At 52.1% G+C, this 21,044-nt stretch carries 16 protein-coding genes; 10 read left to right on the top strand and 6 right to left on the bottom strand.

Annotated features, from left to right (window positions below; translation table 11 throughout):
* Positions 1 to 8: 8 nt before the first annotated feature.
* Entirely contained in the window at positions 9 to 1,283 is a 1,275-nt protein-coding gene (locus NYE29_RS32655; protein ID WP_340899256.1) for a histidine--tRNA ligase, read from the bottom strand.
* 321 nt (positions 1,284 to 1,604) lie between these two features.
* On the opposite strand from NYE29_RS32655, the gene NYE29_RS32650 reads away from it, so the two are divergent.
* Together NYE29_RS32650 and NYE29_RS32645 are read left to right on the top strand one after the other, a co-directional pair.
* Positions 1,605 to 2,258, top strand: a complete 654-nt coding sequence (locus NYE29_RS32650; protein WP_340899254.1) for an HD domain-containing protein — start codon at positions 1,605 to 1,607, stop codon at positions 2,256 to 2,258.
* Positions 2,259 to 2,348: 90 nt separating this feature from the next.
* On the top strand, positions 2,349 to 3,794 hold the full coding sequence (locus tag NYE29_RS32645; RefSeq protein ID WP_340899252.1) for a DEAD/DEAH box helicase: 1,446 nt from the start codon (positions 2,349 to 2,351) through the stop codon (positions 3,792 to 3,794).
* Positions 3,795 to 3,916: 122 nt separating this feature from the next.
* Here the strand turns inward: NYE29_RS32645 and NYE29_RS32640 are convergent, their stop codons facing one another.
* Entirely contained in the window at positions 3,917 to 6,181 is a 2,265-nt protein-coding gene (locus NYE29_RS32640; protein WP_340899251.1) for an FAD-dependent oxidoreductase, read from the bottom strand.
* 129 nt (positions 6,182 to 6,310) lie between these two features.
* Between NYE29_RS32640 and NYE29_RS32635 the strand changes: the two genes are divergently transcribed.
* From NYE29_RS32635 to NYE29_RS32610, 6 genes are all read left to right on the top strand, one after another.
* A complete protein-coding gene (locus NYE29_RS32635) occupies positions 6,311 to 7,066 on the top strand; it encodes an AraC family transcriptional regulator (RefSeq protein ID WP_340899250.1) in 756 nt (251 codons plus the stop codon).
* Positions 7,067 to 7,206: 140 nt separating this feature from the next.
* Positions 7,207 to 9,072: a sensor histidine kinase gene (locus NYE29_RS32630; RefSeq protein WP_340899249.1), complete on the top strand. Its 1,866-nt coding sequence runs from the start codon at positions 7,207 to 7,209 to the stop codon at positions 9,070 to 9,072.
* 15 nt (positions 9,073 to 9,087) lie between these two features.
* On the top strand, positions 9,088 to 9,957 hold the full coding sequence (locus tag NYE29_RS32625) for a response regulator transcription factor (protein ID WP_340899247.1): 870 nt from the start codon (positions 9,088 to 9,090) through the stop codon (positions 9,955 to 9,957).
* A gap of 158 nt (positions 9,958 to 10,115) precedes the next feature.
* On the top strand, positions 10,116 to 11,432 hold the full coding sequence (locus NYE29_RS32620; RefSeq protein WP_340899245.1) for an ABC transporter substrate-binding protein: 1,317 nt from the start codon (positions 10,116 to 10,118) through the stop codon (positions 11,430 to 11,432).
* Between the two features lie 310 nt (positions 11,433 to 11,742).
* Complete coding sequence (locus NYE29_RS32615; RefSeq protein ID WP_340899243.1) at positions 11,743 to 12,624, top strand: carbohydrate ABC transporter permease; 882 nt, start codon at positions 11,743 to 11,745, stop codon at positions 12,622 to 12,624.
* Between the two features lie 58 nt (positions 12,625 to 12,682).
* Positions 12,683 to 13,564 (top strand): carbohydrate ABC transporter permease, encoded by an 882-nt coding sequence (locus NYE29_RS32610; RefSeq protein WP_081965780.1) that lies wholly within the window; start codon positions 12,683 to 12,685, stop codon positions 13,562 to 13,564.
* A gap of 177 nt (positions 13,565 to 13,741) precedes the next feature.
* Here NYE29_RS32610 and NYE29_RS32605 read toward each other — a convergent pair whose 3' ends face one another.
* Positions 13,742 to 15,457, bottom strand: coding sequence for an ABC transporter ATP-binding protein (locus NYE29_RS32605; RefSeq protein ID WP_340899240.1), 1,716 nt, complete (start codon positions 15,455 to 15,457; stop codon positions 13,742 to 13,744).
* A gap of 216 nt (positions 15,458 to 15,673) precedes the next feature.
* On the opposite strand from NYE29_RS32605, the gene NYE29_RS32600 reads away from it, so the two are divergent.
* Complete coding sequence (locus tag NYE29_RS32600; protein WP_218642530.1) at positions 15,674 to 15,778, top strand: YjcZ family sporulation protein; 105 nt, start codon at positions 15,674 to 15,676, stop codon at positions 15,776 to 15,778.
* A 218-nt stretch (positions 15,779 to 15,996) separates the two neighbouring features.
* Positions 15,997 to 17,244: a CynX/NimT family MFS transporter gene (locus NYE29_RS32595; protein WP_340899239.1), complete on the top strand. Its 1,248-nt coding sequence runs from the start codon at positions 15,997 to 15,999 to the stop codon at positions 17,242 to 17,244.
* Between the two features lie 41 nt (positions 17,245 to 17,285).
* Here the strand turns inward: NYE29_RS32595 and NYE29_RS32590 are convergent, their stop codons facing one another.
* The 3 genes from NYE29_RS32590 to NYE29_RS32580 all read right to left on the bottom strand — a co-directional run bounded on the left by NYE29_RS32590 (position 17,286) and on the right by NYE29_RS32580 (position 20,884).
* On the bottom strand, positions 17,286 to 18,629 hold the full coding sequence (locus NYE29_RS32590; protein WP_340899237.1) for a glycosyl hydrolase family 8: 1,344 nt from the start codon (positions 18,627 to 18,629) through the stop codon (positions 17,286 to 17,288).
* 150 nt (positions 18,630 to 18,779) lie between these two features.
* Positions 18,780 to 20,156, bottom strand: coding sequence for a sensor histidine kinase (locus tag NYE29_RS32585; protein WP_340899236.1), 1,377 nt, complete (start codon positions 20,154 to 20,156; stop codon positions 18,780 to 18,782).
* 32 nt (positions 20,157 to 20,188) lie between these two features.
* On the bottom strand, positions 20,189 to 20,884 hold the full coding sequence (locus NYE29_RS32580; RefSeq protein WP_340899235.1) for a response regulator transcription factor: 696 nt from the start codon (positions 20,882 to 20,884) through the stop codon (positions 20,189 to 20,191).
* Positions 20,885 to 21,044 lie beyond the last annotated feature (160 nt).

Below are 21,044 nucleotides of genomic sequence, written 5' to 3'. Positions count from 1 at the left end.
CAGGAGAATTAGCTGGAGATGAGCGAGATTGCTTCCTCCACGGTAAGCAGTTCCTCCTTGTGTGCAGACATGTCCTTGAGACGGAGCTTGCCGAGTGCGGCTTCGCTTTCGCCGAGCAGCAGACAATAGCGGATGCCTTTTGCTGAGGCTGCGGCCATCGTTTTCTTCAGCTTCCGGGTACCGGAATCTACGGTTACGCGAATGCCTGCGGCCCGCAGCCTTGCAGCGGCGAGCAAGACCTGAGGCATATTCCCGCCAATGGGAACAATCCATACTCCAGTCGGCTCCTGCTGCACCGGACGCTCTCCAAGCAGGGCCATGATCGACTCCATGCCAAATGAAATGCCGACCGTAGGGTATTGGATATCCTCCCGTCCGACCAGCTTTCCAATGATGGAATCATATCTTCCCCCGCCCCCAAGGCTGGACGTATAAACGCCGGAGGCGTCGAAGATTTCATAGACGGTCCCGGTATAGAAGGATAGGCCGCGTGACAGGAACGGATCGAAGACACAGAAGCCGTCCAGGCCAATTTCTTCAATCAGCTGTTTCAGCGCAAGAACTTCTAGCGCACCGGGGCAGCCGGCGAGTCCATATTTACGCGTCAGCTCCTCAAAACCCGGGTTGCCGGATTCCAGCAAATCGGTAATCGCCAGTAAGGCCTCCGGAGTTAGTCCTTTATCGGACAACTCCGCCAGCACGCCGCCGATGCCGATTTTGGCGAGCTTGTCGAGGGTCAGCATCACGGAGAGGTGCTCCTCCGCCGGGACACCTGCCGATTCCAGAATCTCGCCGAGGAACCGGCGGTTGTTCCATTTGACCACCACCGCAATGTCCAGTTTGCGGAATACCTCGGCGGCCAGCTGCAGCAGCTCCGCTTCAGCCTGCGGACCGGCAATCCCGACCACATCGGCATCGCATTGCAGGAATTCGCGCAGCCGGCCTTTTTTGACCGGACCGTCGCGGAACACCTTGCCGATCTCATACCGCTTGAAGGGGAACTCCATCCCCGGATTGAGGGCAATCACCTTGGCAAAGGGAATCGTCAGGTCGTAGCGCAGCCCCAGTCTGCGGCCGCCCTGGTCGGTAAGCTGGTACATTTCGCGGAGGATTTCGTCTCCACCGGCATATTTGGAGGTCAGCAATTCAAGCTCATTCAGCAGTGTTGTATCCATGGATTCAAAGTCATAGCTTTCAAACAGCCCGCTCAGCACAGCCTGTACCTTTTGTCTGACCGCTTGCTCCCGGCCGAAATAATCGTGGGTTCCTTTAATGTTTTGCATGTTAAGCAGCTCCTTTAACCTCGAAATATAAATCAGCATAAAAAAACGCGCCGGACCTCATGGTCCTGCGCGCTTATGGATGCCGCAGGGAGGTCAAACGCGAAATGCGTTAGCCCTCCCTGATAGATGTTCAGGAGTGCTAACGCTGCTTGTGATGATGAAGCTGATTCTGTATGATGGTAATGCTGTTTGTGCTGTTCACTGGAATCAACTCCCTTTCAGACTGGATTACAGCACATTATAGCGGATAGTGAAAATCCTTGCAAGTGTGATACTGCAGATGGTTTAGAATAATCAATTGAACGAAAAGGGGGATTTACTGTGAATCATTCACCTATTATTGCTGAGGCTGAGATTTTTGCCAAAGAACAGCTGGCCGGAGATTCCACCGGCCATGACTGGTTTCACACAGAACGTGTGCGGAATACGGCGGCACTGATTGCGGAAATGGAGCAGGGGGATGTTTTTATTTGTACAGTCGCTGCGACACTGCATGATGTTGCCGACGAGAAGCTGAACCCTTCCAAGGAAGCGGGACTGGATAAAGTACATAACTGGCTTAAGCAGCACCTGGCGGATGAAGCCCAAATCAAACATATCATGCTCATCATTGAGACGATGTCCTTCAGCGGCGGTGGGGGTGAACCAATGTCGACCTTGGAAGGGCGGATTGTGCAGGACGCAGACCGGCTGGATGCGCTTGGCGCCATAGGCATTGCCAGAACGATGATGTTCTCGGGTGCGAAGGGACGTCCGGTGTATGATCCGGAGATCGCGCCGCGCGATGAATCGCTGCAGAAGGAATACCGCGATTATTCCAAGGGGACGGCGGTCAATCATTTTTATGAGAAGCTGCTGAAACTGAAAGACCTGATGAATACCCCCTATGGCCGCAAGCTGGCCGAAGAACGGCATGATTTCATGCTGGGCTTTCTGGAGCAATTTTATAAGGAATGGAATCAAGGCAGCCATTAACTGTTATAATGAGACTATGCACAAGATGGAAGGAACGCGGGAACCCCCGCTTGAACCGGAACAATCGGCATAGAAGAGGTTGAAGTGAACATGAGTGAACTGCAGTTTAGAGAGTATGGTTTAAATGAAGAGATTATCCGGGCGCTGGATGTGCTGAAGTATCTGGAGCCGACTGAAGTACAGCGTAAAGTGATTCCTGTAGCCTTGCAGGGACAGGATTTGATCGTGAAATCGCAGACCGGCAGCGGCAAAACAGCGTCGTTCGGTATCCCGCTCTGCGAGCTGGTGGATTGGGAGGAGAACAAGCCGCAGGCTTTGGTGCTGACCCCAACACGTGAGCTGGCTGCTCAGGTGAAGGAAGATATTACCAACATCGGTCGCTTCAAGCGGATTAAGGCGGTCGCCTTGTTCGGCAAACAGCCGTTTGCCCCGCAGAAAATTGAACTTACGCAAAAGACGCATGTTGTCGTAGGTACGCCGGGCCGGGTGTTCGACCATATTGAACGCGGTACGCTACCGCTGCAGCGGATCAAATATCTCGTCATCGACGAGGCCGACGAAATGCTCAGCATGGGCTTCATCGAGCAGATCGAGAAGATCATCCAGCAGCTGCCCCGGGAACGGGTGACGATGCTGTTCTCCGCCACGCTGCCGGAGGCGGTGAAGAATTTATGCCGTAAATATATGCAGAGTCCAGCGGATATTGAGATTGAAGCCAGCGGCATCACGACAGCGTCGATTGAGCATGCACTGATTGAAGTGAGACAAGCTGCCAAATTCCAGCTGCTGTGTGATCTGCTCACCGTGGAGAATCCGGACAGCTGCATTATTTTTTGCCGCACCCAGGATCAGGTGAACGCCTTGTTCCGCGGGATGGCCGATCTGGAGTATCCGGTGGATAAGATTCACGGCGGGATGATGCAGGACGAGCGGTTTGAGGTCATGAATGCTTTTAAGCGTGGCCAGTTCCGTTATCTGATTGCCACCGATGTGGCCGCCAGAGGTATTGATATTGAGAACATCACCCATGTGATCAATTACGATATTCCGCTGGAAAAAGAAAGCTACGTCCACCGCACCGGCCGGACCGCACGCGCGGGTAAAAGCGGCAAAGCGATCACGCTCGTTACACCGAATGAGCACAAATGGGTAGCGGACATTGAGGGCTATATCGGTTTCAGTCTGCCGGTAATGAAAGCTCCTTCGGACGATGCTGTGGCCTACGCCAAACCGGCCTTTGATCTGAAGCTGGGCAAGCAGCAGGTCCGCAAGGCGGGCAAAACCGAGGTCATGAACGAGAACATCATGAAGCTGTATTTTAACGGCGGCAAGAAAAAGAAGCTCAGAGCCGTCGATTTCGTCGGCACCATAGCGAAGCTTGAAGGCATCACCGCAGACGACATCGGGATCATCACGATCCAGGATAACGTCAGCTACGTAGATATCCTGAACGGCAAAGGCGCATTGGTGCTGCAAGCGATGAAAGACACTACGGTAAAAGGCAAGCTGCTGAAGGTGCATATCGCGAAGAAATAGACCAGGTTTCAGGCAGGGAAAGTAGGCTTCGTTTGGCCAAAAAAATGCACAGACAGATTGCAAAAAGCAGTATCGGACGAAGGTCTGATACTGCTTTTTGTCTTTGCGGAATGCCGGACCGCTTACTGGTGAACGGCCCCGTACGCCCGGATCTCGATAAGCTCCGCATAACGGCTGCCGTTCGTCGAATCAATCAGTACTCTGAGTTGGTCAGCCTGCACCGGATTCGGCAGACGGTGGATCACCTTGCGCTTGCGGTTATCGCTTCCGGCTGCAACCTCAGTCCACTCCCCGCCGGCAACAAGCGCCTCTACCCGGTAGTCACGAACCAGCTCGGGAACGATGGCAAAAGCCGTGCGGTGATGATGCAGGTTCACCAGATCTTCGTTGACATCATCGTTGAAGGTCAGGTGGATTTCGGCGATGGACTGCACCGAATCCCACTGCAGCTGCAGCCATTCCGGCTGTCCGCCTGCCATCGGCTGCGACATCCATTGCTGCGGCCCGCCGAACGGGCGGTGATAGCCGTTTACGGCTTTGTCCGCTGCGAAGGCGGCGGTCGGCGATCCGATCCGGCAGCAGAACGGCTGGCGGGCTTTGCCCTGCATCTTCCACAGCACCACGGGCTGATCCGTGGAGTGGTCCTCCAGATCCTTGGATACATGCGGCTCTTCATCCTTGAAGAAGACGAGCACGCCGCTGTGCGGCTGCTGCGAATGATACAGGCTGACCACATCGTTCGCCTTGATGATGATAAAAGCATTTTGCGGCACCTGCGGCTGCCACTGCAGATCGAAGGTAAGCCATTGCTGCCCACCGGCTTCGGCATGGGCAGTTGCACTTGCCTGCAGGGTATGCGGCACGTAATTTTCTCTGCGCCCGGTGTCCCACAGCTCGGCTGTAACCGAAGTGGCCTGCTTGGCATCCACCAGCAGCTGAAGGCCGCTGATTCCCGGATCGGCAGGAATCAGCACTGCGGCATCATGCTGCAGCGGATAAGCTTCGCCCGGTTGTGCCAGCTCAATCACGCCCAGGGTGCTTGAGGCGGTGACCCGCGCTTTGCGGGCGACATCATCTTCATCGCTGCTGCGCAGCCCGATGATCGAGGCATCGCCGCGCAGCAGCGTCTGCCGCAGCTCTTCCAGATGCTGCTCCTGCAGTTCACGCGGGGTGATTCCCTTGCGGCTGCTGAGCGCCGCTCCGGTTCCGGCCGCTTCGCCGATCACGGCGCAGGTGGCCATCACCCGTGTCGTGCCGAAGGCGACATGGGAGGCGCTGATATCGCGCCCGGCCATCAGCATATTCCGCACATTGGCGGAATAGAGGGAGCGGAAGGGGATATGGTATACCCCGTCGGCATGCATATGCTTGGAGCCGCTGGCGTCGGCATACATCCCCTGCGGCGGATGCAAGTCGATCGACCAGCCGCCAAAGGCTACGCCGTCCGCGAATTCGCGCTGGGCGATAATGTCATTCTGGTTCAGCACGTAGTCTCCGGTAAACCGCCGGTATTCACGTTTGCCGGGCAGCGAGCCGACCCATTCCAGCGTCATATTCTCAGCGCCGAACTTGCCGGAATTTTTGATATAATCCCAGATGCCGTAAATGACCGACCACAGCTCGTCGCGGATCATTTCATTGTCATGAACGGCGTCATGCTCGCCGCCCCATTCAATCCACCAGTAGTGGCAGCCGGAATCACCGCTCTTAATGACGCGTCGGATCGGAATCGTCGTCTGTGAGATGTCCTTGGCAAAGGAAGGCGGCACAAAATTCACCGGTACGCCGGTATCTTTGGTATAGAAGAGGATGGTGCTGCCCAGCGTAATGTCATCGGCGATCTCCGGCGCCCACTCTTCGCCGTATTCGCTCCGGGCTTCCCGTCCAAGGGCAAATTTGGCTCCGGCCAGAAATCCGATCAGGCCATCACCCGTGCAATCGAGATACATGCTGCTCTTAAAAGTGATTCTCCGCTCCGAACCCATCATCCAGCCGGTGACCGCAGTAATCGTCCGCTCCTGCTCATCTCCTTCAGCCAGAACCTCATGGACATCCGTATTCAGGTAGAGTGTGATATTGGACTCAGCCTTGACAGCCTCCAGTACGACCAGATCCCATAGATAAGGGTTACCTTCCGGATTGCGGTACTGGTTCTCCACGAACAATTCACCCATAATTCCCGTTTCCCGGGCGTAGCGGTTCGTGCCGTGTGCCGTTGCTCCGCAGACCCAGACCCGCACCTCGCTGCTGGAATTGCCGCCGAGCACAGGGCGGTTCTGGATCAGAGCCACCTTTTGCCCAAGTCTCGCGGCAGCAATCGCCGCACATACTCCAGCCAGCCCGCCGCCGATCACCGTAATGTCATTTTGCACTAGCTCCTGCTTCATGAATGAGCACCTCTTAGGATTATATTCTTAATGCATATCTATAATTTCATAATGAAGCTGCTTCTTTACTTTTGAAATGCACGATTATATCATTAAGCATATACTTTATTTCGTGAAAGGGATGGAGCCATGAAACTTCTGGACCATATCTACTGGAAGCAGAAGACGAGTTTTGCCCTGCCAAGCGACTGCTATGATTCCTGGGTCGCTTTTGCGGTAGAGGAGGGGCTGTTCCGCTTCGAAATTGGAGAACATGGCGGTGAAGCGGGGTTTGCAGATTTGGTCGTCTGCCCTCCCGGAATTCCCTTCATTCGTGAGACGATTACACCGCTCACCTTTCATTACATCCAGTTCACCCCGGAGAATGATGAAAGCCTGCCGCAGCCGGGGCTCCTGCAGCTTAGCGATACGAAGCGCCTAAGCTCGACCTATGCCTATTTGCGCCAGCTCAGTGAAGACAATAGTCCAGCCGCAAGGGAATGGAAACAGCATCTTATCAAAGACCTGTGGCTGCCGGTTCATATGGAGAGCCGGGCGGAAGCAGGAGGGCGTAAATACTCCGAAGACGCAATGATGGATGAAGCTGCATCCATCATTGCCGATAGAGCCGCAGAACCACTCAGCCTGCTGGAGCTCGCCCGGGAGCTGGGATTAAGCCCCGTGCAGTTTACGCGGCGGTTCCGCGCAGCTTTTCAGGAAACGCCTTCCTCCTATTTGAAATCGCTCCGTTTGGCCAAAGCACGCCTTCTGCTGAAAGACAGTGAACTGAATCTGGCCCGGATTGCCGAAAGATGCGGCTATGAGAACGGATTCTATTTAAGCCGGGTGTTCACGAACAGCACCGGAATGAGTCCGGCGGAATACCGTAAACGGCATAGGCTGTAGAAGCATAGAACAAATCAGTGCATCATAACCCCGGTCTATAGGAGCGATGCGACAAAACAATGCAATTTCCTCCAGCTTCAGCCGGGTGACCCCTGCAGATGTTATAATAAGCCCACAAATGAAGGGAGAGAGCTGCGGAAATGAAGAAGCCGGACTGGAAGATGTTTATACCCCAGAAGCTGAGATACAGGCTGTTCGGCGCTTTTCTCATCCTTATTCTTCTGCCGTTCAGTGTGCTGAATGTATACAACTACCGGCAGATTGAATCCCTCGTCGAGGAGAAAATCAGCCAGCAGAGCCACGAGCAGCTGGTGCAGATGTATGGAACGCTGGAGGATCAGATGAGCGTAGCCTTCAAGACGCTGATCTTTCTGGAGCAGGATTCGGCGGTCCGCAGTGTTCTGACAAAGCCAGGCAACCGGTCGCCTCTAGAGAATAAAGCGCTGATCGAAGAAAAATTCAAAATGCTCAACAACAGCTTTTTCCTATACAATCCTTCCGTATATTTCACCCTGCTGGACTTTCATGAGAGCGTATACACTTCTTATTTGCCGAAACAGGCGCTGGCCTACGGACCGTACCGTGAGCTCTTCAGCCGCCATCTGGGGAGCGTTGTCCCTGCAGATCAGGGCACGGTCCAAAGAGAGGCTGCTCTCCCGGGTGAAGCAGCAGCGCAAACATTGGATTCCGCAGAAGCCCAAGGCCTGTTCTACCAGTGGGATTCACGGGACGAGAACAATATGCTGAGGGAGGTGTCTACCAGCCCTTATCTGCTCTCGCTTTATGCCTATATGAAGGACAGCGGAGGCAACCGCTACGGGCTGGCCCGGATCAGTATCGATTATTCCTTCTGGTTCCAGTCCGTCCTCAAGGAATCCCTGAGCAGTCAGGATTATTTTCTGATTACCGGCAAGGGAGAGACTGTGGCCCGCTCCTCCAAAAAAGCGGTGCTGGCCCCGGAGATCACCCGGGAAATTGCCCTCCATCCTGCACAGGCGTATCTGACCGATGACAAGACCGGCACACTGATCAATTATGTCTATATCGAGTCACTGGACTGGTATATGGTCAACCGGATTCCGCTGGCCGTGTTGTTTAATGAAATTTCCGGGCTGAAGCAGCGTTATTTCCTGACGTTTTTTGCCTTCACAGCTGCATTTGTACTAATGGCCTTTATGATCTCTGCTACCTTTACCCGTCCTTTGTCGCATCTGCAGAACAAGATGAAGGATGTCGTCCGCAAAAACCTGAAAATCCGCATCCCCGAAGGCCGGAGCCATGGCGAAGTGCTGGAGCTGACCCGGACCTTCAATACAATGCTGGATGACACGAATAAGCTGATTGCCCAGTTGAAGGCAGAGGAGCGGCAGAAGGAAGCGGTTCATTTCCATATGCTGCTGGCCCAGATGAACCCGCATTTTTTGCTGAACACCTTGAACACGATGAAATGGAGCGCCATCCGCAGCGGGAATGAGGAGATCTCCGAAATGTGCGTGTCGCTGGGCAAGCTGCTGGAGGTCAGCCTGAATGCTGAGGTTGAGCTGGTCTACCTCAAGGACGAGATCGAGCTGGTTCAAGCTTACCTGCATATTCAGCGGATCCGGTATCAGGGCAGCTTTGAGGTAACCTGTGATTTTGACGATGAGCTGGAGTATGCGCTGGTGCCGAAGCTGAGCCTGCAGCCGCTGGTGGAGAATGCGATCCGCCATGGCGTCGGCCCTCTGACTGGACGGGGGCAGATCAGTATCCGTATTTACAGAAATGACAAAGCGCAGCTTACGCTGGAGGTAGGGGATAACGGCATCGGCATGGAGGAATCCAGGCGCCTGCAGGTGACCCGGACCCGTAAGGGGATCGGACTGTCCAACCTGAAGGAACGGCTGCGGCTGCTCTTCAAGGGCCAAAGTGAGCTGGAGATTCTCCAGCTGTCACCGGGAACCCTGATCCGGTTCAGTATTCCCTTCCTGCTGTCGACACCTTATGTGCAGGACAAGAAGATCGAGTAAAGGGAGGAAGGTCTCATGTGGAGCGTACTGCTGGTGGAGGATGAGGTATTCGTAAGAGAGTCGGTGCGGGAGATTATTTCCTGGGAGGAGCTCGGCTTCATGGTTATCGGCGAATCCGGCAACGGGACCGAAGCGCTGGAACTAATCATGCGGGATAAACCTGATCTGGTGCTCGCGGATATCGTGATGCCTGGTCTGAACGGCATTGAGCTGTTGAAGCAGACCCGTCAAGCGGGGCTGAATACGAAATTTATTATGCTGACCTGCATGGGAGAGTTCGAATATGTCCGCCAAGCGATGGAATACGGGGCCTCCAATTATATTCTCAAGCTGTCAATGAGCGTAGGTTCATTGCGGGATACGCTGCGCAAGGTTAGCGCCGAGCTGAGTGCCGGCAGTCACCGGAATGTTGCTCTTTTGGAGGCGGACGGGATTCCAGCGGTTGTTGCAGCTTCTGCGGAAGCACCTGACACCGCTAACCCCGGATCGGGTGGGGCTTTTCCTGAAGATGAGGTGAAAAATCCGCTGCTGTCCGGCTTCGGATCCCTGTCCGGGCCTGTTGTTTCGCATCCGGAGATTAGCAAGATCATTGAATATATCGGAGAGTATTACGACCGCGATATTACAGTCAAGTCCATGTCCCGCTATGTGATGATGGGAGAGAATTATATCAGCGCCTTATTCAAAAAGAAAACCGGGCATACGCTGATCCATTATCTGCACGGTGTGCGGATGGAGAAAGCGGCAGTGTTTTTGCGGGAGACCGATCTGCCTGTGCATGAGGTGGGGCATCGGGTGGGCTTTCCGAGCGATAACTATTTCATCAAAATCTTTAAGCGTTGGACCGGATGCACCCCGAGCCAATACCGCCACCGTGAGGAATAGAAGAAATATGTGTGATCATTTTTGCCCGGTCACTGCTGCAAATTCCGTATATTTGTTCCGCCAGGATGGTGGATTTGTATCTAAAATGCCTCCAGCGTCCCTGCTAGGATGTAAGGGAAGCACAATCCATAACAAAAACGGGGAGGCAGACAGAAACGATGAAAACTAAAAAAGGGTTGACCCTGCTGGCAGCATGCGTGCTGATGCTTGGGATACTGGGCGGATGCGGAGGAACTAAAAATAACACTGGTGGAGAAGCGCAGGGGAATGAAGGCAGCAAAACGGTGAAGTTAACCATGTGGGGTGCCGTTCCGCCGGAGAACGGACCACAGGAGGTTGTGGATACCTGGAATGCGGAGCATCCTGAGACTCAGGTCGAATACGTGCGTTTTGTCAATGATGATGACGGCAACCTGAAGCTTGATACCGCACTCTCGACGGGACAGAACGTCGATCTGTTCGTCAATTATACTTTGACCAATCTGGATAAACGCATCAAGGGCGGCACTGCCCTCGACCTCGGCGAATTCAGCGACTACAACATCGACGAGAAAATGGGTGCGGATGCTGCTACCTGGAAAATAGACGATAAATACTACGGGATGCCAACCAAAAAGAATGCTTTGTTCTTTGCCCTGAACAAGGATGCGCTCGATAAAGCCGGTCTGGCCTTACCAACGGCATGGACCTGGGATGAAGCAAGAGAATATGCCGCCAAGCTGAAGGCAGAGGGGTTCAAGTACGGGCTGGTGCAGCATACTGCCTCGCTGGTTGATCCGCTGGATTCCGCTCTCGTGAAGAACGGTTATGTCAAGGCGGATGGCAGCTCTAACCTTGATGATCCGCTGATCACCAAATGGCTTGAAACACTGAACGGAATGATGCAGGAGGATGCCACCACCCCGCCGCTTGGCGAGCAGCTGACCTCCAAGATGCCTGTGGAGAACATGTTCCTCAGCGGGGAATCAGCGATGATCAACATTGGGGAATGGCTGATCCGCAGCTCCAACAATATGACGGATTTTCCGCGTGAGTTCACCATCGCCTTTGCTCCCGTTCCAAGGCTGGCGGACAATGCAGCTGATTTCGTCAAAAGCGGCGGACTGGGCGACTTCATCTCCATCAACGCCAAATCCAAAAATAAGCAAGCGGCCTGGGAGTTCCTGAAATGGTATGCCGACGGCGGCATGATTCCGATGGCGGCCGGAGGCCGCCTGCCTTCCTCCAATGCGGTGGACCAGCAGACCGCGATCAGCCAGCTGCTAGGCGATCATGCGGACACCTATGATAAAGCTTCGCTTGAGTTCGTGCTCTACGGCGATAAGACGCCAACCTTTGTCCGCAGCATTGCCCAGGAAATCGTGGATATGCGCGCCCAGGAATACGAGAAATATTTCCTTGGCAGCCAGACTGCGGAACAAACGGTACAGAGTATGGTCAAACGCCACAATGAATGGCTGAAGCAGAATCAGTAAGCCGCAGCCGGTTGTGCTGCATAGAACCGTTCCCTTATGGGGAGCGGTTTTTTTTAAATATAAGCATTTATATGCTTCACGCTATAAATTATCCTTCTATTTCTCGCTGAAACGGATACCGTCCTTTTGAGGACGGCGAAGCCGTTTCCACTTGTCCACGAATAGAACATTTCCATCCACATGCCCGTAAGCGGACAAGCTGCAAATTAAGTAATTCTGTGATATCCATTCGGTGGTTATGTTCCTTAAAAGCCGCCGCGAGGCTTGTTATGCTTAAGTCGAGATCATACAGCTAAGGAGTGGGGGAACAATGAACAAATCATGGATGAAGCGGCAGAGCAGGCTCGGCTATCTGTTTATCGGACCGAATATGCTCGGGGTCCTGTTGTTTTTTATTATACCGGCCGCCTATTCGTTTTATCTGATGTTCACCGATTACAAATTTATGGACCCGGAGATTCATTTTGTCGGTCTGGACAATATTTCGAGGATGCTGGGAGACGAGCTTTTTTATGTAGCGCTGAAGAATACACTTATCTTTCTGCTGGCCGTTCCGGTGTCGATTCTGCTGGCTTTTATAGTGGCGGTTATTCTGAACAAATCTGTTTATTTTCAAAAAACGCTGCGGGCGCTTTATTTCATGCCTTACATTACCAGCGGCGTAGCCATCGCATTTGTCTGGATGCTGCTGTTCCAGCCGACCTCGGGTCCGATTAACGGATTCCTGCGCGGTATTGGCATTAACCATCCGCCAGGGTGGCTGTCCACGACGGAAACCTCGATGTATGCGATTGACATCATCTGGATCTGGTTCATGCTGGGCTACAACATGATTATTTTTCTGGCTGCCCTGCAGGAAATTCCCGAAGAGCTGATGGAAGCCGCCAGAATCGACGGAGCCCGTCCTTGGCAGAGCATCCGCCGTATAGTCTGGCCGCTGGTGAGTCCTACAACCTTTCTGCTGCTGATCACCGGACTGATCATGACAATCAAGAACTTCGGCATCATTCAGGCGATCACCCAGGGAGGGCCGGGAAACAGCACAACGGTGCTGTCACTGTTCATTTATCAGAATGCCTTCCGCTATTACGAGATGGGTTATGCCGCCGCCATAAGCTGGGCGCTCTTCGCGATTATCATGATCTTCACCGTGTTCCAGTGGGTCGGCCAAAAACGCTGGGTCCATTACTGAGTAGACAGTTCAGCGTCCGGGTGATGGCTTCGCCACCAAATTTTCAGGAGGATTTCCTATGCAAAAAACAACGATTAGACCGGCAGCTCCTTACCTGCAGGAGATCAAGGCTGATTCTTCCCTTAATATCCGCAAAATCATCACAACCCTTGTGATGTCCGGTTTCGCCCTGCTGATGATTGTGCCTTTTATCTGGATGATCAGCACTTCGTTCAAGTCTCCTGCGGATGTGTTCAAATATCCGGTTCAGTGGATTCCCTCCAGCCTGAATTGGGAGCATCATATTAAGGTGTGGAGCGGGAATGACAGCTTTATTACCTACTACCTGAACTCGCTGAAAATATCGCTGATCAGCACGGCCGGCGCAGTGTTCTTCTCTGCTTTTGCTGCTTACGGGTTTGCCCGGATTCAGTTCAAGGGGCGGGAGCCGCTGTTCCTGGTCTACCTGTCGATGATGATGGTTCCGCCGCAGGTGCTGTTCGTGCCGAAGTTTCTGATGTTTGATTGGGCGGGAATCTATAATACACATTGGGCGCTGATTCTGCCCGGCATGTTCACGATCTTTGGAGTGTTTATGCTGCGCCAGTTCTTCCTGTCCGTACCTGCGGAAATTTCCGAAGCGGCATTTATCGACGGGGCAGGGCATTTCCGGATCTTTTTCCGGCTGGTGCTGCCGCTGGCCAAGCCCGCCTTGGCTACTCTTGCAGTCATCGACTTTTCCTGGCACTGGAATGATTACGAGAATGCGCTGGTTTTTCTGCTAGATAAGGATTTATATACCGTTCCGCTTGGCCTGCAAAATTTCATTCTTGAGAACAACGTAGACTACAACGGCATGATGGCGGCAGCGACAGCAGGCATTATTCCGATGATTATCGTTTTTCTGCTGGGGCAGAGGTACATTATTCAAGGGGTGGCCGGCAGTGCAGTGAAGGGGTAGGGAAAGAGGCAGGTAAACGCAGAACAACCTTCCGCAATCAGCCTATAGGGGGCTGTAGAGCGGAAGGTTGTTCTTATTTCTGCATGATGTCCTATGTCCTATCATTCCTGCATAGGATAATTCTCGGCCTTACGTTGCGCTATTGTTTCCTTGACCATTTATTTCATTCTCTGCGTTTTACGCATTATACTGCGCCTGGTACAGGCGGCTGTAGGTGCCTCCGGCGTTGACCAGCTCTTCGTGGCGGCCTTCCTCGGAGATACCGTCTTCATTTACAACAATAATCCGGTCGGCATTTTTGATCGTCGTGAGACGGTGGGCAATCACAAGGGTGGTACGGCCCACCGACAGGTCAGCCAGCGACTGCTGGATGGCGGCTTCCGTTTCCGTATCCAGCGCCGAGGTGGCTTCATCCAGAATCAGGATCGGAGGGTTCTTGAGGAACATTCTGGCGATAGCCAGGCGTTGTTTTTGTCCCCCGGACAGTTTCACGCCGCGTTCTCCGATCACTGTATCCATGCCATCCGGCAGGCTGCTAATCAGCTCTTCCAGGTGGGCGCGTTTGGCAGCTTCCCAGATTTCCGGAAGCTCTGCATCCAGCTTGCCGTAGGCGATATTCTCACGGATTGTGCCGGAGAACAGGAAGACGTCCTGCTGCACAATCCCGATTTGCTTGCGCAGCGAATTCAGCTTCATGTCACGGATATCTATTCCGTCGATGGAGATGCTGCCGCCGGTGACGTCGTAGAAGCGGGGCAGCAGGCTGCAGATTGTGGTTTTTCCCGCGCCGGAAGGGCCGACAAAAGCAATCGTATCCCCGGCGTTGACCTTCAGGCTGATCTCCTGCAGTACTGAACGATTGTCGTCATAGCCGAAGCTGACGTTTCCGAAGATAATATCTCCGCGCAGCGATCCGACTTCCACCGCACCCGGCTTATCGGCGATATCCGGCTCTGTATCAATCACCTCAAGATAACGCTTGAACCCGGCAATACCTTTCGGATAGCTCTCGATAACGGCATTGATTTTCTCAATCGGCCGGAAAAAGACATTGGACAACAGGATGAAAGCAACAAACTCCCCGATCTCCAGCTCTCCCTGAATAAAGAACCAGGCGCCGCAGACCATGACCACAATTGTAATCAGGCGTGTCATCATATAACTGACTGACGAGCTCTTGGCCATCAGCTTGTAGGCCATCAATTTGGTCTGGCGGAACATTTGGTTGTCAACAGCGAACAGTTCTTTTTCATATTCTTCATTGGCAAAGGACTGCACCACGCGGATTCCCCCGACATTGTCCTCGATCCGGGCATTGAAATTGCCTACGTTGCCGAATAGCTGGTGGTAGGTAGAGGTCATGCTGCGTCCGAAATGGATGATGACCCAAGCCATAATCGGCACGATAATGAACGTGATCACGGCCAGCTTCAGATTGATATCGGCCATCAGGATAAAGGCTCCGATCAGCGTCATCACGGCAATGAATACATCCTCCGGACCGTGATGCGCCACCTCGCCGATATCGTTCAAATCATTGGTAATCCTACCGAGCAAATGCCCGGTTTTATTGTTATCGAAGAAGCGGAAGGAGAGCTTCTGGATATGATCGAACATTTTTTTGCGCATATCTGTTTCAATATTTATTCCCAGCATGTGCCCCCAATAGGTGACAACATAATTCATTGCGGTATTAAGAGCGTAGATGGCAAGCAAGGCAACGCTGGCGATCAGAATTAACGACCAGTCTTGTCCGGGGAGCAGATCATCAATAAATTTATTCACGGCCACCGGAAAGGCCAGCTCCAAAAGCCCCGCGCCCACCGCACAGGTGAAGTCGAGAACAAACAGCTTCTTATAAGGACGATAATAGGAAAAAAAACGACGCAGCATCTCTTGTTCACTCTTTTCTGTAATGTTATGTATTCTAGTTGAGAGTGATTCTCAACTACCTTTATTCTTAGGATACTAAAGAGGGTTGTCCGATTTGTCAACCGCAAGAATAATTTAAATTGCAGGGGAAGTGAGTAAGTTCTTGCCGTTTCACCCAGACCAGACTGGATATTTCCACATATTTTAAAAGTATTCAAGTATAAAGGAGGAGTTAACATGAGCGAAAATGTTGGAGGATACGGCGGTGCTTTCACTTCCACTGGAGCGATTCTGGTGTTGTTCATCCTGCTTGTAATCATCACTAAGTCTCTCTGGGTATAATCAGCTGATTTAATCTTCTCCAAAGCCGCCGGTCCTTTTGGACCGGCGGCTTTTTCAGTTGGAAGGCCGTATAGTTAAGCTATCCTGAGAATCCAAGAAGCTGTGCACCGGCATACATAAGGGGGTATAATGTAATAATGCGTGATACATAGAACAGCTTCATTTCCGTACAAGCCCGGTGCTTGACGGATTTTTTCGCTGCAATCAGGAGGAGCCTCATGAAAGCAAGGCAAGAAGACCGCAAGATTCAGACTTCATTATCCACCTTATCCCAAGGAAACGCAGGATCTAAACGTATTCTGCTCGTGGTCGGCATTATTTTTGTCGCAGCGGCGCTGCGGGCCCCGTTCACCTCTGTCGGACCGTTGCTGGAGATGATCCGCGATGATCTGGGATTATCCAATACACTTGCCGGAGCAATAACTACACTGCCGCTGCTCGCTTTTGCGCTGCTGTCCCCATTTGCTCCGCAGCTCGCCCGCCGTTTTGGCCTTGCCAACGTGCTGATGCTGGCGCTGCTGGCATTGTCGATGGGAATCCTGATCCGTTCCGCCTCGGGAACCCTCACATTGTTCGCAGGCACCGCAATCATCGGGCTGTCGATTGCGGTATGCAATGTGCTGCTGCCGGGACTGATCAAGGGCAAGTTTCCCGGGCGTATTGGCCTTCTGACCGGGATTTATACGGTTTCGATGAATTTATGCGCAGCGGTGGCTTCCGGCATTAGTGTTCCGATAGCGGACCAGGCAGGGTTCGGTTGGCGGGGCACGCTTGTCCTATGGTTCATTGTCGCTGCACTGGCTACTCTATTCTGGATTCCGCAGATGAAGAGCCTGGGCCAAGGCAGCGGAACAAGCACGCCCGGCTCAGCCGGGAAAATGTGGCGTTCACCGCTCGCCTGGCAGGTAACCTTATTCATGGGCCTGCAGTCTCTGCTTTATTACGTTCTGATTGCCTGGTTCTCGGTCATTCTCGGTGAGCGGGGCATGTCCTCCAGTCATGCGGGCTGGATTCTTTCACTGTTGCAGCTGGCCCAGCTGCCGTTTACTTTTTTTGTTCCTTTATGGGCAGGCAAACTGAAGAATCAGCGGGGGCTGGTTGTTATTACGGCTGTTTTGTTCATGGCCGGAATCTCCGGCGTTTGGTTCGGCAGCAGCGCATGGATGCCGGTATGGGCGATCTGTATCGGCATTGCCGGAGGTTTTGCCTTTGGACTGGCAATGATGTTCTTCAGCTTGCGCACCCGCAGCACACAGGAGGCAAGCGAGCTGTCGGGAATGGCCCAGTCGATCGGCTACCTGCTGGCAGCCATGGGACCGGCATTGTTCGGGCTGCTTCATGACGCTACGCACAGCTGGAACGGCCCGTTGGCACTGCTCGTAGCGGCAAGTGTTCTGCTGCTCGTGGCGGGGCTGGGAGCCGGAAGCAACCGGTATGTAGGAGACGCAACAGAACCCGCCAAATAACGGCGGGTTCTGTTGTGCTGTGACAAATTGCCTTTTGTGGCTTAATTACTTGCGTCAGTGGGGTCCCACCAATTTCCGGAAATCGTAATCATGCAGAGCAATCTAATGCTGTTGCCATAGTAGGAATTGGACGATGTCGGCGCATTGACAATACTTTTCCATAGTGTATTCAGCCAATTTTGATTGCTGGAGTCTACCATGGCGCTAACTGCAAACGGTGCGGAATAAGCAATTGCGGGATCGTTGTCGTCAAGCGGATCACCGTTCAATTTGTATCCCGCTACAATCTTGCTTGGATTGCCATTTGTTTTTTTGGATATCCATGCATTCGTTAGCTTTGTCTGGTTCAATGCCCGCGTATCGCCTGAAAGTAAATAATCGACAGGAACTCTCCAGGGAACCCGTGCGGCATTCCAGCTAAAGTACCCGTCCCTGTCTGTTTCCAGAAGATTTGGAGGCGAAGGGGCGTAACCTCCGTTGCTCCACACCACAAAGTCCGGGAGTAAGCCGGTGGTAGGGCTGTATTTAGTGGAGATCGTTTGGATAATTCCGTAAGTGTTATCAGCGACTTTAGCCCAGTTGGGATCACCAGCAGCATTCCCGAATGCCCGAAGATGGCTCAACATAAAGTCGGAGGGACGGGTGGCAAGGCCGTAATCGGGATCGTTGTTTTCTACCCAATCGCCGAATTTCAAGCTCCATTTCTGCTGATTCACATCTTCTTTCATGATCGCAGCTATGGCTGCCTTGCCCTCGCTCAAGTAATCAATTGGGCCGCTGCTTCCCCACTGCTTGTCCGCGAGCAGCAATGCATAGGCGATATCCATGTCTCCATCTGTAGCTGAACGGCTTCCATCATCGCTGTTGCTAGGCGGTGTGTCAATAATATCTCCCGCACCGGTCTTAATCTGCTGCCAGGCCATTAAGGCCGGATTATTTACGCTTGGATGCGCTTTATAGAACCGATAGAGACCGTCAAAATAATCTTTTGCCTGCGGGTCGTAACCGGCCATCAAGGCGGAGATTAACATGCCATAACCGTGACCCTCCGAGCAGGATACGGCATTATCCGGGGCAGCTTCCTTCTCCAGATTGTAGAAAACGTAGTATTGATCCGATTTTTTGGGATGTTTTTTTAAATATCTCGTTTTCCATTCATTATATTTTTTGCGCACCTCGTCATCCAACTGGTTCTGGGAAACATAGTTGGGCTTGATGGTACCCGCCTGGTATTGCTCATGTTCCGGGAAGGGGTGCATGGCTTGTACGGCAGAGGACGAGACTTCCCCGGAAAATAGAGGCTGAGGTGCTTCTGCCGCTTCAGCCTGCAATGTAAAGGCCAAACATGATAGAACGGTTACAGTTGAAAGAATTCGCTTGAACAATAACATCAACTCCTCTTATTCAAAATAGGTGATGCCATCATCCCTCCTTTTGAACAGTGATAAGGGCTGGTAGGCTAATGGTTGTATGATTCACAGCCTAAACATAACAGACCAGACTTTCGCGATTCTAAAACGAAACTTAATGTAACCTTAAATTTGGGGAAGAAAGATGTGGAAGATCGTAGTTTCTTCTGTTGTACCCAGAAGCTGAATTGAACCTTGATGCAGATGGACAATTTTTTGGGCGATTGCCAGCCCCAGGCCTGTACCTCCGTCATTGGACCGGGCCTTGTCCCCTCTGACAAAGGGTTCGAAAATAATGGATTGCGTGTGCGCGGGAATCCCGTTCCCATTGTCTGCGAACTCCAGGTAAAGGCCTTCAGGCTGAACCTCCAAAGTGATCCGCAAGCGGGTGCCTGCCGGATTGTACCGCACGGCATTTGCGATCAGGTTGCTGAATACACGTCCCATTTGCTTTCGGTCGAAAGGATAGAGCACCACTGCTTCAGGTATTCCCACCTCCAGTTCAATCCCCTTTTCCTCGATTTCCGGGAAATGGTCCAGTATGGTTTCACGTATACATTCACCGATGTCCTGTTCTTTTTTGTCCAAAATAAATTCAGGATGGTCAAGCTGTGTCATCTCAAACAATGTATCCAGCAGGGCATTCACCCGCTTGGCTTTATTATAGATGGACAGCAGATAGCTTTTTTGATTGTCTGGATCTTTCACCATTCCTTCATGCAGCGCTTTTGCATAACCGAATAAGGTGGATATGGGCGTTTTCAGGTCATGGGCAATATCAGCCAGCATTCTCTGCCTGTCCAGTTCCATCCGCTTTTTTTGTTCTCCGGCCCATTCGAGCTTCTCGGCCATACCATTCAAGGTATCACGGATTTGCAGAAATTCGCTTTCCAGCTTAAAATCAAGGCGAACTGTATAATCACCCGCTTTTAAGCGGTCAATCCCTCCGGCAATTTTTGCCAGCGGATAACTTATTTTTCTTGCTGTCCATCTACTGTATACAAAAATAACAATGGTGGAGAGGAGGATAAATCCCAGTACAGCTTGGGCGTTATAACGTTGAATGTGCTTATCCCTTAGGGTGCCGCTCTGTTTGCTCCAGATGCTCACTTCCAACTGATCAACAGGGATCTTCACCACATAGGTATACAAAACTCCTTTTCGCAAAAAAGAAGCAACCGAGCTGATATAAGGGGCATACTCCGGGTCTTTGTCCAGCAGCATCAACTCCGGTGTGGACTTGTCCAGGGGCGTCCCTATATATTGCGTAATCAGTTTCCGGGAATCCAGAACTTCGATCCACCCGTTGACTTTCCTGATATCATCAAGCAAGGAGTTCAATCTCTCGGCATCATTATTTGCATCCACCAAATTCTGTGCCGTCACCACATCCATCTCTGTCTCTGCGTAGCTCTGGTCAGCTCCTTTGGATGCATATAATATACTAAGGATTCCAATGACACTGATGACGATGACCAAAAGGAAGTAGTGAATACGCAGCATCGTCCGGACGCCTGTGTTTCTCCGGCACATCCTCAGCATCTCTTTTCAAATCTGTAGCCAAGCCCCCGGATCGTTGTTAAATAGACCGGTTTCCTTGGCTCATCTTCGATTTTATCGCGCAGCTTGCTTATATATACCAACAGGGTGTTGTCGTCGCCAAACCACTGCTGCCAGACACTGTCAAGGAGCTGCCGCTTCGTAAATACCCGCCCCGGATTCTCCATGAAATGAAGCAGCAATTTATACTCAATGGAAGTCAGCGTTGTCAGTTGTCCATTCTTGTACAATTGGCAACCGGCCTTATCTAGGACCAGTCCGCCAATCTCTACCAGCTCGGAAGCTGCAGTAGTCTCCGTTTGGACATATTGATATCTTCTTAACTGGGCTTCTATTCGCGCCACAACCTCCAATGGATTGAAGGGCTTTGTGATATAATCGTCAGCACCAATTTTGAGTCCCAGAATTTTATCATGATCCTGCACACGCGCAGACAGCAGAATAACCGGTACCGACAAGGACTGGCGCAATTCCTTCACGACCTGAAATCCGTCACATTCAGGCATCATGATATCCAGCACAATTAAATGAATGGTATGATTTTGTACGATTTCCAGAGCTTCCTTCCCGTCAAAAGCCTCAAGCACATGGTATCCTTCGTTCTCTATATACAATTTCAATAAATCGACGACCTCTCTTTCATCGTCTACTATCAGTATTGTTTGACTCATCGGAAATCCTCCTCTCTCACGTAACTTATCAGAAAGCTTAGTTGCTCTTCATTGTAGCTAATAATCGTGGAAAGGGATATAATGTCCCCCAATCCCAAGACGAGAATGAGGAGCAACAGCAAAGAAGCAACGGTATGCGGGTATGAAGAAACAAAGAGCG

Origin of the sequence: Paenibacillus sp. FSL M7-1046 (assembly GCF_038007405.1) — a bacterium.
Classification (GTDB): Bacteria; Bacillota; Bacilli; order Paenibacillales; family Paenibacillaceae; genus Paenibacillus_AQ.
The sequence above is the reverse complement of the archived record's forward strand: the minus strand, read 5'-3'. Positions and strand labels throughout refer to the sequence as shown.

What these genes read in the sequence shown, in the direction of transcription:
- NYE29_RS32580 (WP_340899235.1), bottom strand. Translation starts at nt 20,884, where the DNA reads ATGAGTCAAACAATACTGATAGTAGACGATGAAAGAGAGGTCGTCGAT.
- NYE29_RS32615 (WP_340899243.1), top strand. Translation starts at nt 11,743, where the DNA reads ATGAACAAATCATGGATGAAGCGGCAGAGCAGGCTCGGCTATCTGTTT.
- NYE29_RS32620 (WP_340899245.1), top strand. Translation starts at nt 10,116, where the DNA reads ATGAAAACTAAAAAAGGGTTGACCCTGCTGGCAGCATGCGTGCTGATG.
- NYE29_RS32625 (WP_340899247.1), top strand. Translation starts at nt 9,088, where the DNA reads ATGTGGAGCGTACTGCTGGTGGAGGATGAGGTATTCGTAAGAGAGTCG.
- NYE29_RS32630 (WP_340899249.1), top strand. Translation starts at nt 7,207, where the DNA reads ATGAAGAAGCCGGACTGGAAGATGTTTATACCCCAGAAGCTGAGATAC.
- NYE29_RS32635 (WP_340899250.1), top strand. Translation starts at nt 6,311, where the DNA reads ATGAAACTTCTGGACCATATCTACTGGAAGCAGAAGACGAGTTTTGCC.
- NYE29_RS32640 (WP_340899251.1), bottom strand. Translation starts at nt 6,181, where the DNA reads ATGAAGCAGGAGCTAGTGCAAAATGACATTACGGTGATCGGCGGCGGG.
- NYE29_RS32645 (WP_340899252.1), top strand. Translation starts at nt 2,349, where the DNA reads ATGAGTGAACTGCAGTTTAGAGAGTATGGTTTAAATGAAGAGATTATC.
- NYE29_RS32600 (WP_218642530.1), top strand. Translation starts at nt 15,674, where the DNA reads ATGAGCGAAAATGTTGGAGGATACGGCGGTGCTTTCACTTCCACTGGA.
- NYE29_RS32655 (WP_340899256.1), bottom strand. Translation starts at nt 1,283, where the DNA reads ATGCAAAACATTAAAGGAACCCACGATTATTTCGGCCGGGAGCAAGCG.
- NYE29_RS32595 (WP_340899239.1), top strand. Translation starts at nt 15,997, where the DNA reads ATGAAAGCAAGGCAAGAAGACCGCAAGATTCAGACTTCATTATCCACC.
- NYE29_RS32605 (WP_340899240.1), bottom strand. Translation starts at nt 15,457, where the DNA reads ATGCTGCGTCGTTTTTTTTCCTATTATCGTCCTTATAAGAAGCTGTTT.
- NYE29_RS32610 (WP_081965780.1), top strand. Translation starts at nt 12,683, where the DNA reads ATGCAAAAAACAACGATTAGACCGGCAGCTCCTTACCTGCAGGAGATC.
- NYE29_RS32585 (WP_340899236.1), bottom strand. Translation starts at nt 20,156, where the DNA reads ATGCTGCGTATTCACTACTTCCTTTTGGTCATCGTCATCAGTGTCATT.